Consider the following 13581-nt stretch of genomic DNA (forward strand, 5'->3'; position numbering starts at 1 on the left):
TATAAACAAAACATTCAATAAAAAAACAAAACAATGAGTATTTTAAATAAATTTAGTCTAGAAGGTAAAGTTGCAATTGTAACAGGTTGCAAACGAGGAATAGGAATGGCAATGGCAGTAGGTTTAGCTGAAGCCGGAGCAAATATTATAGGAGTATCAGCTTCATTAGAAAAAGAAGGAAGTGCAGTTTCAAAAGCAGTTGAAGCAGTAGGAAAAGAGTTTACAGCTTACCAATGTGATTTTTCAGATAGAAAAGCATTGTACGCATTTATTGCAGAAGTAAAAGCCAATCACCCTCAAATTGATATTTTGGTAAACAATGCAGGTACTATTTTAAGAACACCAGCAGCAGAACACCCAGACGAAATGTGGGATAAAGTAATTGAGGTTAATCAAAACGCTCAGTTTATCTTAACAAGAGAGTTTGGTAGAGATATGATTGCTCGAGGTTCAGGAAAAGTAATTTTTACAGCATCATTATTAACATTCCAAGGAGGAATTACAGTGCCAGGTTACGCAGCAAGTAAAGGAGCAATTGGTCAAATGACGATGGCTTTTGCTAATGAATGGGCAGGAAAAGGAGTAAATGTAAACGCAATTGCACCAGGATATATTTCAACAGATAACACAGAAGCATTAAGAAATGATCCAGTACGTTCAGAATCTATTTTATCACGTATTCCAGCAGGACGTTGGGGGGATGCAGTAGATTTTGCAGGTCCAACTGTATTTTTAGCATCAGAAGCAGCAGCATATATGCACGGAGCAGTAGTTCTTGTTGATGGTGGATGGATGGGTAGATAATTGATTAACTTTAAAAAATCATAAAATGCATATAGTATCAAGATTTTACGAAGACTACGAGTTAGGTAGTAAAAGAGAAACCTTAGGAAGAACAATAACTGAAACAGATTTTGTTGTTCACGCCGGTCATACGGGAGATTATTTCCCTCATCATATGGATGCAGAGTGGTGTGCGACACAACCATTTAAACAAAGAATTGCTCACGGAACTTTAACTTTTGCTGTTGGAATTGGAATGACAGCAACAGAAATTAATCCAGAAGCTTTTTCTAAAGGCTATGATCGTTTACGTTTTGTAAAACCTGTTTATATTAATGACACTATTAGGGTTGTTATTACTATAAGTGAGAAAAAGGAATCTAAACGTCCTGAATTAGGTCATATAAATGAGCACGTTGAAATTTTTAATCAACGAGATGAACTAGTTTTAGTTTGTGATCATATTTTATTGGCTAAGAAAAAGAGTATATAATAATCAATCAAATTATAAATTATGAAAAATTATTTAGTAGGAATTCTAACTGTTTTATTGTTGATTTCTTGTAATTCAAAAGACAAAAAAGCTGAAGAGCAAGTAAGACAAGAACCAAAATATACAGCAGATTGGGAATCTTTAAAACAACATAAAACACCAGAGTGGTTTTTAGATGCTAAGTTTGGTATTTATGCGCATTGGGGGCCATATTCTGTTCCTGCATATGAAACGGAGTGGTATGCACACTGGATGTATGTAGATGCTAACAATCCTGAAGCTAGAAAAGGTGAAGCACATAAAATTAACAAGCATCATATTGAAACTTATGGGCCTTTAAATGAATTTGGGTATAAAGATTTTATTCCAATGTTTAAGGCTGAAAAATTTGATGCAGCTGAATGGGCAGATTTGTTTGAAAAAGCAGGAGCTAAATTTGCAGGTCCAGTATCTGAACATGCAGATGGTTTTGCTATGTGGGATAGTGAATTAACAGAATGGGATTCAAAAGATATGGGGCCTAAACGTGATATTATGGGCGAATTATCTAAAGAAATTCGTAAACGTGATATGAAATTTATCGCAACTTACCACCGTCATTGGTTATTTGGATGGTACCCAACTTGGGATGAAAATACAGATGCATCTGATCCAAAATATGCTGGTTTATATGGTCCTAAATTAAAAAAAGGAGATAATAAAATGCCTAGAAGCAAACACGAAATTGATGAAGGTGTTCAAAGCTATTACCCTGTTGCTGATAAAGAATTTAACGATGATTGGTTAAATAGATTAAAAGAAATTATCAATAAATACGATCCAGATTTAGTATGGTTTGATAATAAAATGGATATTGTTAGCGAAGAGCATAGAAAAGAGTTTTTAGAGTATTACTATAATAAAGCAGATAATAACAATAAAGGAGTTGTTTCAACATATAAATTCTACGATTTTGCAAAAGGTTCTGCTGTGTACGATTTAGAACGTGCAAGAATGAGCGAGAAAAAAGATTTTCCTTGGTTAACAGATGATTCTATAGATTGGAATGCTTGGTGTAACATTAGCAACCCTAATTATAAATCTACAAATCGTTTAATAGACTTTTTAGTAGATGTTGTAAGTAAAAACGGTGCTGTTTTATTAAACATTACTCCAAGAGCAGATGGAACTATTCCTGAGCCAGTAAAAGAACGTTTATTAGAAATGGGACAATGGTTAAAAGTAAATGGTGAAGCTATTTACGGTACACGAACTTTCGAGGTTTATGGAGAAGGTGATGCTAAAGTTGTTGAAGGGCATTTAAGTGAAAACAAAAATGCAGATAATACGGCAAAAGATATTCGTTTTACAACTAAAGGAGATATTTTATACGCAACTGTATTAGATTGGCCAAAAGGAGATGAGTTTACAATTCGTTCCTTAAAAGGAGGAAATGGATTGTATAAACATCAAATCGAATCAATTAAAATGTTGGGTACAGAAGGTAATTTAGAATTTAAATCTACAGATAAAGGATTAACAATAAAATTACCAAAAACAAAAGTTGGTAACCACGCTTTTTCTTTTAAAATTACTCCTAAAAAATAGACCTTAGTATTAATATTAAATAAGTCCTCTATCATTAATTTGATAGAGGATTTTTTTGTTATAGTTAATTTAGAATGCAACATAACATATGTTATTTTCTAGATCTAGAGTCTATTTTAATTCTGTAAAACAGGGTTTAATGAACATTTTGATTTAAAAGATAGAACAAATGTTTTTTTAAAGCAATTAGCAATCTCAATTTTTTAATGTGGTAGTTTATTAAATTATATTTACGTTGCAAAAAAAATGTAATACCAAAAGTCATTAAAAATGGATAAACTCAAATTGTATTTCAAATCATTTTTCTTAATTCTAATTATAACTTTTATTTCTTGTAATAAAGAAGATATAAGTTCTGTAGAAGATCAAAATTTTAATAAAGATTGGTTGTTTCAAAAAGAAGCACCAGACCAAGCAAAATCTATTACTTTTGATGATACCAATTGGAGAAAACTTAATTTACCACACGATTGGGCAATTGAAGGTCCGTTTAGTAATAAATACAATGCTAGAACTGGAGGTTTACCTGTTCACGGAATTGCATGGTACAGAAAACATTTTACGGTAGATAATAAATTTAGCCAAAAACAAATTTCTATTGAATTTGATGGGGCAATGAACAATGCTAAAGTATGGCTAAATGGTGAATATGTAGGCGAAAGGCCATATGGTTATATTGGTTTTGAATTAGATTTAACAAAACACATTAAATTTGGAGAAGATAATGTAATTGCTGTTCAATTATCTCCTGAAGATTTGGCAGCGCGTTGGTATTCGGGTGCTGGTATTTATAGAAATGTTCGTTTAAAAATGAACAATTCAGTACATATTCCGCAGTATGGAACATACATTACTACTCCTAAAGTAACTTCAAAATCTGCTGAAGTTACTATTGAAACAAAAATTAAAAATGCAGGAAGCTCGGTTTCAAAAGCAGAATTGCAAACAAGTGTTTTAAATGCTGAAGGAATTGTAGTTGTTGAAACAACTTCAGAAATTACAGTTAATTCAACTTCAGAAGAAAAAATAAACGTTGCTTTAAATGTTGAAAATCCAAATTTATGGGATGTTAAAAATCCTGTTTTATATACTGCAATTAGTAAAGTTGTTGTAAACAATAAAGTTGTAGATGAATACAAAACTAAATTTGGAATTAGAACTATAGAGTTTGATAAAGACAAAGGATTTTTATTAAATGGGAATGCTGTTGAATTGAATGGTGTTTGTATGCACCACGATCAAGGGCCTTTAGGAACAGCCATTAACTTTAGAGCAAAACAACGTCAAATGCAAATTATGCAAAGTATGGGTGTTAATGCTTTACGTACAAGTCACAATCCACCTTCACCAGAAATTTTACAAGCCTGTGATGAATTAGGTATTGTTGTAATTGTTGAAGCTTTTGACGAGTGGAAAATGGGGAAAGTTAAAAACGGTTACAATAAGTTTTTTGACAAATGGCACGAACGTGATTTACGTGATATGATTAAACGTGATCGTAACCATCCATCGGTTATTATGTGGAGTATTGGAAATGAAATTTTAGAGCAAAGCAGAAAAGACGGTTGGAAAGTAGCTAAAATGCTAAACGATATTTGTCACGATGAGGATAATACGCGTCCTACAACTGTTGGATTTAACTACTATCCAGCTCCGTTTAAAAATAAATTAGCCTACGAAGTTGATATTGTTGGTATGAACTATTGGCCAGAAAATTACAATGAAATTTTAGAGGCAAATCCTGATATGATTTTGTATGGATCTGAAACTGCATCATTAACAAGTAGTAGAGGTGTTTATCATTTACCAATTGAATATACAGAAAGACATTCAACAAATCACGTTTCTAGTTACGATGTTATTGTTGGTCCGCCTTGGGCATATCCTCCAGATGTAGAGTTTGATGCTCAAGAAAAATGCCCAAAATCATTAGGTGAGTTTATGTGGACAGGTTTCGATTATATTGGAGAACCAACACCTTATGGAGGTAGAGACAATTCAACACACGGTTATTGGAACGACGATTGGCCATCACGTTCATCGTATTTTGCGCCAGTAGATTTATGTGGTTTTCCAAAAGATAGATATTACTTGTACCAAAGTCAATGGACTACGGAGCCAATGGTTCACGTATTACCACATTGGAATTGGGAAGGTAAAGAAGGAGAAACAATTCCGGTTTACTCTTACACAAATTGTGAAGAAGTTGAATTATTTGTGAACGGAAAATCATTTGGTAAGAAAGTAAAAGGTAAAGATTTTACAATGATTCCAGCAGAATACCACGATTATGAAAAAGGAATGTACAAATCTAAATACCGTTTATCTTGGAATGTACCTTACCGACCTAGAAGTATTAAAGTTGTTGCTTATAATAATGGCAAAGAAATTGTAACTAAAGAGATAAAAACAGCAGGAAAACCAGCTAAAATTTCGTTAGTAGCAGATAGAACAGAAATTGACGCTGACGGAAATGACTTATCGTTTATTACAGTTAAAATTGAGGATAAAGATGGAAATATGTGTCCATTAGCAGATAATCTAGTGAATTTTGATATTCAAGGAGCTGGAACTTTGGCAGCTGTTGGAAGTGGAGATCAAACTTCTTTAGAAGGGTTTCAAGTTCCAAAAAGAAAGGTGTTTAATGGTATGTGTTTACTGGTTGTAAAATCAACTGAAAGTGCAGGTTCAATTTCAATAAAAGCAACTTCAGAAGGATTACAAGATTCAAAAGTTTCAATTCAGACAAAATAAAAATGAGATTAACTCGATTAAAATTATTTGTTACAACAATTTTAACTTTTGCAATTGTTTTTAATTCGATTGCTCAAAAAAGTAAACGTGTTTATTTAAAAGATAGATTACACGATGTAACTAGAGAAAAACCAGTTAGGGTAATTCCAGGAAAAGGTACAAGAACAGCACCTCCTTCTGATGCAATTATTCTTTTTGATGGAAGCAATTTAGATGCTTGGAAACCAGGAAACTTTAAAATTGTGGATAGTTCGCATATGGTTGCTGGTAAAGGTGGACTTACTTCAAAGCAAAAATTTGGTGACATGCAAATGCATATTGAATGGAGAGTGAATGATACTTTAAAAGTAAAGGGTCAAAAAGGTTGTAATAGTGGAATTTACATAATGGGTAAGTTTGAAGTTCAGATTTTGGAGAGCTTTGTAAATGAAACTTATGCAGATGGACAAGCTGGTGCTATTTATGGCCAGTTTCCACCTTTGGTAAATGCATCAACTCCACAAGGTAATTGGAATAGCTATGATATAATTTTTAAAGCGCCTGTATATGAAAATGGTAAAATGAAAGAAAAAGCTAGCATAACAGTTTTGCATAATGGTGTTTTAATTCAAAATAATCAAGTGTATGAAGGCCCAACATTGTATAGAAAGGTAACTTCTTATCCTGATAATTTGGCTGCTAAAGGACCAATTTATTTGCAGTATCATAACGATCCTATTGAATATAGAAACATTTGGGTAAGAGAAGTAACTGAACAAAAACAAGCGAATAAAGTTGATTGGAAAAATCCTTTCCCAAAAGATGGTTTAGGTAGCGTTTATACTACTTCGGAGGAAGAGAATGAATTAGGGAATAAACATTTTGAAGTAAAAGAAAACAGGATTGAAGTACTTAAAAAGTGGAAAGGTAAAAAAGCGCCATTTGCAATAATTACAACTAATAAAGAGTTCAGCAATTTTAATTTAGAACTAGAATATAAATGGGGTGAGCGCAAATTTGAACCTAGAGCTGAAGCCAAACGTGATGCGGGAATTTTATTTCACGTTCAAGGTAAAAAAGAGGTTTGGCCAACTAGTTTAGAATGTCAAATTCAAGAAGATGATACAGCAGATTTATGGGTAATAAAAGGCCCAAAAGTTACAGTTGTTGGAAAAGATGGAAATGAAAAAGTTTTAGATTCAAAAGTAAAAAGATTTCAGCGCAATATTAAATACAATAATTATGAAATTGAAGGTTGGAATGCTGTTAGAATTGAAGTTAGAGGATCGAAATCAGCTAAGTATTATGTAAATGGTCATTTGGTTAATGAAATTAAAAATTTCTTTGATGAAACTGGAAAGCCATTAACTAAAGGAAATATATGTTTACAAGCTGAAGGAGCAGAGTTAACCTATAGAAACGTTAGAATTCAAGAATTAAAATAAATTATAAAATAAAAAATGAAAAAAACTTTATTAATAGTAGCACTTTTAATCACTAGCTTTTTAAAGTTAAGTGCTCAAGAACGTCCAAATATTGTATTCATTTTAACCGATGATCAATCGTATGGAATGATGGGTTGTACAGGAAATGAAATTGTACAAACGCCAAACATAGATAAAATGGCTGGTGAAGGTGTGTTATTTACCAATGCACATATTACAAGTGCTATTTGTACACCAAGTAGAATCTCAATTTTGTTAAGTCAATACGAACGTAAACACGGTGTAAACTTTAATTCAGGAACAAGTGTTTCTGATGAAGCTTGGGAGCAATCTTACCCAATGGTAATGCGTAAAGCTGGTTATTTTACGGGTTGGATTGGTAAAAATCACGCTCCAATTGGAGAAGGTGGATATACAAGTGGGCTAATGGACAATAGTTTTGATTATTGGTATGCAGGTCACGGACATTTAAGTTTTTACCCAAAAGATCGTCACAAAATATTTAATGATGCAATTGCATTTACGCAACCAGAATTATTAAATGAAGCTGTTGATGATTTTATTGACCCGAACGAGCGTAATTTAAAAGGAGCTATTAAGTTTTTAGATGAAAGACCAGCAAACAAACCTTTTATGTTGTCGATTAATTTCAATTTGCCACATAGTGCAAGTACAGGTACTATGAAAATGAAAAAAGATGATGATGAAATTTACAAAACATTGTATCGTGATTTAAAAATTCCATTACCAGAAAATTATGTAGCTAAAAAGGATATTAAAACACCAAAATTACCAGCTTCAATTCATAAAGTTGAAGACAGACAAACTGGTTATAATTATTCTGATACTCCTGAAGGAACTATTGAACGTTACACACGTCAGTTACAAGCTATGACAGGTATTGATCGTTTGGTTGGAAATTTAAGAGCGAAGCTAAAAGATTTAAAATTAGATAAAAATACTGTGATTATTTTTACTTCAGATCACGGTTTATTTATGGGTGAACAAGGTTTAGGTGGAAAATCTTTGTGTTACGAAAAAACAACACACGTACCTATGATTGTTTTAGATCCACGATTAAAGAAAAAACAAAGAGGTTTTAAAAGTAATGCTTTAGTGCAAAGTATTGATGTAGCTGCAACAATGGTTGCAATGGCAGGAATTGAAAAACCTGCTTCTTTTCAAGGGAAAGATATTTCAAACTTAATTAAAGGGGAAAAAGAAGAAGTAAGAGAGTATGTTTATACTGAAAACTTATGGTCTACACATTTTGGAAATCCACGTTGTGAATCTGTTCAAGATAAAGAATGGAAATACATTAGATATTATAAAAACAACAATTTTTCAGCAACTAAAGAAATTGAAACTGCTAAAATGATGGGAATACCTGTAAGTAAAATGTTGTATGCTGTTCACGATCCTGCAATTGCTGTGTATAGAAGTTATATAGATGCTCCAGTTGAAGGTGAAAAACCAGTTTATGAAGAGTTATATAATTTGAAAAATGATCCTGCTGAATTACATAATTTAGCTTCTAAAGAAGAGCATAAAACTATTTTAGAAAACTTACGTAAAGTTTGGAAAACTGAAATTGTTGCAGCAAGAGGAGTTGGAAAACCAAAAGTATTAAGATATACAAATGATAGTCATCCTAAAGGAGGACATTAATATAAAATGTCATTGCGAATGTAGCACAGCAGAATGTGGCAATCTCACGAAAAATTGATAAATAGAGATTCTTCATTTCCTTTCATTCAATTATTAAATCCGTCATTCTGAACTTGTTTCAGAATCTCATTCTAATGGTTACTAGTATGATGAGAACCAGCATTTCGACTCCGCTTAATGACCGGTTGCTGAGCGGAGTCGACGCACTTATTGAAGTAAATAAATTTTATACCAATGAAAAAACTACTATTTATAGTACTACAAATTTGTTTGGGTGTTCAAATAAACGCTCAAACAAATATTGTTTTTATAGAATCTGATGATCAAAGTAACCAAGCTTTAGGAGCTTATGGAAATTCAGCAATGGTTACTCCAAATATTGATGCTTTAGCAAAAGAAGGAGTATCATTTACTGCAGCTTATAATATGGGTTGTTGGTCTCCTGCGGTTTGTATTCCTAGTAGAACTATGTTGTTTTACGGGCAACATATTTGGAAATCTCAAAAAATAACTAATAAAAATGCTCCAAAAGCATTTCCTGAAGTTTTAAGAGAAAACGGTTATTCAACTTATATGACAGGTAAATGGCACGCTTGGGGAAAGAAACCATCAGCTATTTTTGATGAATTAGGAAGTATTCAACCTGGACAATTAAAAACATACAATACAACTGGCGGACACGTAACTGATATTACAGGTAATGAAGCTGTGGATTATATAAATAATTACAAAAGTGAGAAGCCGTTTTTTATGTATGTTGCTTTTAATGCTCCACACGTTCCAAGGCAAACTACTCAAAATTATTACGATTTATATCCAGCAAAAGATATGGTGTTACCGCCAAGTGTAGTAAATGGTAAGCCTTTAAATAAAAACGTAAAATATCAATACACAAACAATCCTTTAAGTTCTAAAACAATGCAATCTAGAGTTCAACAAAATAATGCAATGGTTACGCATATGGATGATAGAATTGGAGACATAATAAAAGCGTTAAAACAAAAAGGTGTTTATGATAATACTATTATTGTATTTATGTCTGATCACGGAATTAACTTTGGTGAAAATGGCGTTGCAGGTAAGGTTTGTTTATATGAGCCAAGTGTAACAGCACCTTTAATTATTAAAGCACCAAAAATTAAACCAAACACTAAAATTAAGGAACGTGTTTATTTGCAAGATGTGAATCCTACGTTATTCGATTTATTAGGAATTCAAGGCCCAAAAAACATTGATTTTCAAAGTTTAAAACCGCTAATTAATAAAGAAGCTAAAGGAAGAGAATCAATATATTTAGCAATGTTTGATGATCAAAGAGGAGTGGTTTCTGGGAATAAAAAACTAATTGTATATCCTAAAACGGGCGATGTAGAATATTTTAATTTAAAGAATGATCCTTGGGAAACAACAAATTTGATAAATGAAAAATCTTCAACTTCCGAAGTGAAAAATTTATTAAACCAATTAAAAAATTGGCAACTAAAAGTAGGTGATACGGTTAAAATTTCTGGAAATTTTTAAAATGAAAATAAAATTTAACGTATTTATTGTTTCAGTTTTTATACTATTTTTTGTGGTAGACATTTCAGCTCAAAATTTAGAACAATCAGAGTGGAAAGGTTTTAAAAGAATAAATTTTGAAGTTGAAAATTGTAATGCTAGGTTAGTAATTCCTAAAAAAGCTTTAAACGGAAATCCTTGGGTTTGGAGAGCTCGTTTTCCAGAGTATCATAACAAGATAGATAGTAGTTTAGTTGCTGAAGGATTCCATATTGCATATATAAATACAGATAATAAATTTGGAAGTCCAAATGCTGTTAAAATTTGGAATAAGTTTTATAAATATTTAGTAAAAAATTATAAGCTTCAAAAAAAAGTAGCCATTCACTGCCATAGTAGAGGTGGTTTGTTTGCATACAATTGGGCGAAAGTTAATCCGGAAAAAGTTGCTTGTATTTATGCTGATGCAATTGTGTGTGATTTTAAAAGTTGGCCAGCCGGATTTGGCGCTGGCGATGGAAGTAAGAATGAATGGAAACGATTGAAACAAGAATATGGTTTTAAAAATGATGAAGAGGCTATTGCTTATTTAAATAATCCCATTGATAATTTAGAAGAATTAGCTAAAAACAGAGTTCCTATTTTGCACTCCATAAGTAACCAAGATAAAATTGTTCCTCCAAAAGAAAACTCGTTAAAACTGATTCAAAGATATATTGAATTGGATGCGCCAGCTTCTATTTTACCATGTTCTAAAGGAATTCAAAAGTTAAAAGGGCATCATTATGAAATTGACAACCCTCAATTGGTTATCGATTTTATTAAGTACAATTCTATTCAAAAAGGGAAATTAAATTCATCTAATTATCATTTAGAAAGAAAAGGAATTGCTAACAGTTACATCAAGTTTGAAAGAGAAAAAGTAGGAAGAGTAGCATTTTTAGGAGGCTCAATTACATATAATACAGGTTGGAGAGATAGTATTTCAGCTTATCTAGTAAAACGCTTTCCACAAACAAAATTTGAATTTGTAGCAGCTGGTATTCCTTCAATGGGAAGTACGCCGGGCGCATTTAGGCTGCAAAGAGATGTTTTGTCTAAAGGAAAAATAGATTTGTTATTTGAAGAAGCTGCAGTTAATGATTCCACAAACGAAAGAACTTCAGAAGAGCAAATTAAAGGAATGGAAGGAATTGTAAGACATTTAAGAAAAACGAACCCTGAAATGGATATAGTTATGATGCATTTTGTAGATCCAGATAAAATGGAAGACTATAGGAGAGGTGTTGAACCAGAAGTTATTACAAATCATAATTTAATTGCTGATCATTATGGAATTTCAACCATAAATTTAGCCAAAGAAGTAACAGATAGAATTGATAATGGAGAGTTTACTTGGGAGAAAGATTTCAAAAACTTACATCCATCGCCTTTTGGTCAAGGAATTTATGCACATTCAATGCTTCAATTTTTGGAGAATTCATTTTCAAAGCATTTGGATGCTGACGATAAGATTTTCTCTTATGACTTACAGGAAAAAATAAATGAGTTTTCATATGAAAATGGTGAGCTTGTAGATATTTCAACTATAAAATTACCAAAAGGTTGGTTTATTAATTCCTCTTGGAATCCGAATGATGGTAAAAGAACAAGACCAAATTATGTAGATGTTCCAATGTTAATTGGTGATAAACCAAGCAAAGTTTTAAAATTTAAGTTTGAAGGGAATACAGTTGGTATTGCAATTGCTGCTGGTAAAGATGCTGGAATTATTGAATACAGAATAGATAAAGGAGAATGGAAAACACAAAACTTATTTACCAAATGGAGTGGGCAAGTTCATTTACCTTGGTATTATACATTAGCTAGTGAATTATCCAACAAAAAGCATACACTTGAAATAAAAATTTCAGAAATCAAAGATGCTAGAAGCGAAGGGAACGCTTGTAGAATAAGATACTTTTATATAAATAAAAATTAAACAAAATGAAAAAAATAATCTTCTTATTGGTAATCGGGTTTCAGTTGCAAGTTTTTGCAACCGATTTTAATGTAATAGATTACGGAGCAAAAGCAGATGGAGTAACAAAAGATACAAAAGCAGTACAGGCGGCAATAGATGTTTGCACCAAAAATGGAGGTGGAAAAGTTATCATTCCTGCTGGTAAAACGGTAATGATTGGAACCATTTATATGAAAGATTTTGTTACACTTCATGTTGAAAATGGAGCCGTTTTATTAGGAAGTCCAGATATTGAAGATTATACAACCGATACGCATAAAAATATGTATAAAAACGAACCTCATATGGATCGTTGTTTAATTTTTGCGAAGGATGCCAAGTCGTTTGCTTTTGAAGGTTATGGTACTATTGATGGAAATGGGCATATGAAGAATTTCAATAGAAAAACTGGAAGACCTATGATGATGCGTTTTTTGAATTGTCAGAAAATTCATATGAATGATATTACATTGATCAATCCAGCAGCTTGGACTTCGGCTTGGTTGTATTGCGATGAAATTGTTGTAGATGGAATTAAAATTCATAGTAGAGTAAATGGTAATGGAGATGGTTTAGATTTTGATGGTTGTACCAATGTTCGTGTTGCTAATTGTTCATTTGATACAAGTGATGATTCTATTTGTTTACAAACTTCAAGACCAGATAAACCTTGTAAAGATATTGTAGTAACAAATTGTGTGTTTACAAGTAAATGGGCAGCTTTAAGAATAGGATTGTCTTCTCGTGGAGATTTTGATTCTGTAACTGTTTCAAATTGTACGTTTCACGATATTCAAGATTCTGGGTTTAAAATTCAAATGAATGAAGGCGGAGAAATGAAAAATATGTCGTTTACAAATATTGTTATGCGTAACGTACCTAGACCGGTGTTTATGACTTTCTGTCAACAACGTGCAGGAGTTGATGCTCCAATGGGAATGTTACCAATGAAAGCAATGCATAGTTTTATTTTTAGTGATTTTATTGTGGATAATAGAGAATTGGATAAGGATTCATCTTTCTTTTTAACAGGAATGCCTAATCATTATATTAACGATATTCAAATTAATAATGTTCAAATGACAGTTGCTGGTGGAGGTACAAAAGAAGATGCTTCAAAAGAAATTAAAGAATACACGTTGGATGTTTTAGGTAAATGGTGGCCAGAATTTTATTTGGTAAAAACGTTACCAGCTTCAGGAATTTATGCGCGTCATATTAAAGGGTTAACAATCAGTAATTTTCATTTAAATACAGTGAAAGAAGATAAACGTAAACCTATTGTTTTTGATGATGTAATTGATGGGTTTACCAGTAGTATTTTTCTGAATAGAAAAGAAATTTCAAAAAGAGATATAGAGAGAAAATAG

Annotated in this window: 9 protein-coding genes; all 9 read left to right on the forward strand. The window is 32.1% G+C overall.

The window, feature by feature from the left end; genetic code table 11:
• Positions 1-39: 39 nt before the first annotated feature.
• Complete coding sequence (locus BLU40_RS15080) at positions 40-804, forward strand: SDR family NAD(P)-dependent oxidoreductase (protein ID WP_175454812.1); 765 nt, start codon at positions 40-42, stop codon at positions 802-804.
• 25 nt (positions 805-829) lie between these two features.
• Positions 830-1276, forward strand: coding sequence for a MaoC family dehydratase (locus BLU40_RS15085; protein WP_090125504.1), 447 nt, complete (start codon positions 830-832; stop codon positions 1274-1276).
• A gap of 21 nt (positions 1277-1297) precedes the next feature.
• Complete coding sequence (locus BLU40_RS15090) at positions 1298-2863, forward strand: alpha-L-fucosidase (RefSeq protein WP_090125507.1); 1566 nt, start codon at positions 1298-1300, stop codon at positions 2861-2863.
• A gap of 270 nt (positions 2864-3133) precedes the next feature.
• Positions 3134-5617, forward strand: coding sequence for a beta-galactosidase GalB (gene galB, locus BLU40_RS15095; RefSeq protein ID WP_090125510.1), 2484 nt, complete (start codon positions 3134-3136; stop codon positions 5615-5617).
• Positions 5618-5619: 2 nt separating this feature from the next.
• Complete coding sequence (locus tag BLU40_RS15100; protein WP_090125513.1) at positions 5620-7041, forward strand: 3-keto-disaccharide hydrolase; 1422 nt, start codon at positions 5620-5622, stop codon at positions 7039-7041.
• Between the two features lie 15 nt (positions 7042-7056).
• Entirely contained in the window at positions 7057-8709 is a 1653-nt protein-coding gene (locus BLU40_RS15105; protein ID WP_090125518.1) for a sulfatase-like hydrolase/transferase, read from the forward strand.
• Between the two features lie 234 nt (positions 8710-8943).
• Complete coding sequence (locus tag BLU40_RS15110) at positions 8944-10230, forward strand: sulfatase-like hydrolase/transferase (RefSeq protein ID WP_090125521.1); 1287 nt, start codon at positions 8944-8946, stop codon at positions 10228-10230.
• Between the two features lies 1 nt (position 10231).
• The gene (locus BLU40_RS15115) at positions 10232-12190 is read left to right on the forward strand and encodes an SGNH/GDSL hydrolase family protein (protein ID WP_090125524.1); all 1959 of its coding nucleotides are present in this window, start codon (positions 10232-10234) and stop codon (positions 12188-12190) included.
• A 5-nt stretch (positions 12191-12195) separates the two neighbouring features.
• Positions 12196-13581 carry a glycoside hydrolase family 28 protein gene (locus tag BLU40_RS15120; protein ID WP_090125527.1) on the forward strand — a complete coding sequence of 462 codons (1386 nt, stop codon included), beginning with the start codon at positions 12196-12198 and terminating at the stop codon, positions 13579-13581.

This window comes from Lutibacter oricola, assembly GCF_900106565.1.
Taxonomy (GTDB): domain Bacteria; phylum Bacteroidota; class Bacteroidia; order Flavobacteriales; family Flavobacteriaceae; genus Lutibacter; species Lutibacter oricola.

Excerpts from the sequence above, each read along its gene's own strand:
- BLU40_RS15105 (WP_090125518.1), top strand. The coding sequence starts at position 7,057 with ATGAAAAAAACTTTATTAATAGTAGCACTTTTAATCACTAGCTTTTTA.
- BLU40_RS15085 (WP_090125504.1), top strand. The coding sequence starts at position 830 with ATGCATATAGTATCAAGATTTTACGAAGACTACGAGTTAGGTAGTAAA.
- BLU40_RS15120 (WP_090125527.1), top strand. The coding sequence starts at position 12,196 with ATGAAAAAAATAATCTTCTTATTGGTAATCGGGTTTCAGTTGCAAGTT.
- BLU40_RS15090 (WP_090125507.1), top strand. The coding sequence starts at position 1,298 with ATGAAAAATTATTTAGTAGGAATTCTAACTGTTTTATTGTTGATTTCT.
- BLU40_RS15110 (WP_090125521.1), top strand. The coding sequence starts at position 8,944 with ATGAAAAAACTACTATTTATAGTACTACAAATTTGTTTGGGTGTTCAA.
- BLU40_RS15115 (WP_090125524.1), top strand. The coding sequence starts at position 10,232 with ATGAAAATAAAATTTAACGTATTTATTGTTTCAGTTTTTATACTATTT.
- galB (WP_090125510.1), top strand. The coding sequence starts at position 3,134 with ATGGATAAACTCAAATTGTATTTCAAATCATTTTTCTTAATTCTAATT.
- BLU40_RS15100 (WP_090125513.1), top strand. The coding sequence starts at position 5,620 with ATGAGATTAACTCGATTAAAATTATTTGTTACAACAATTTTAACTTTT.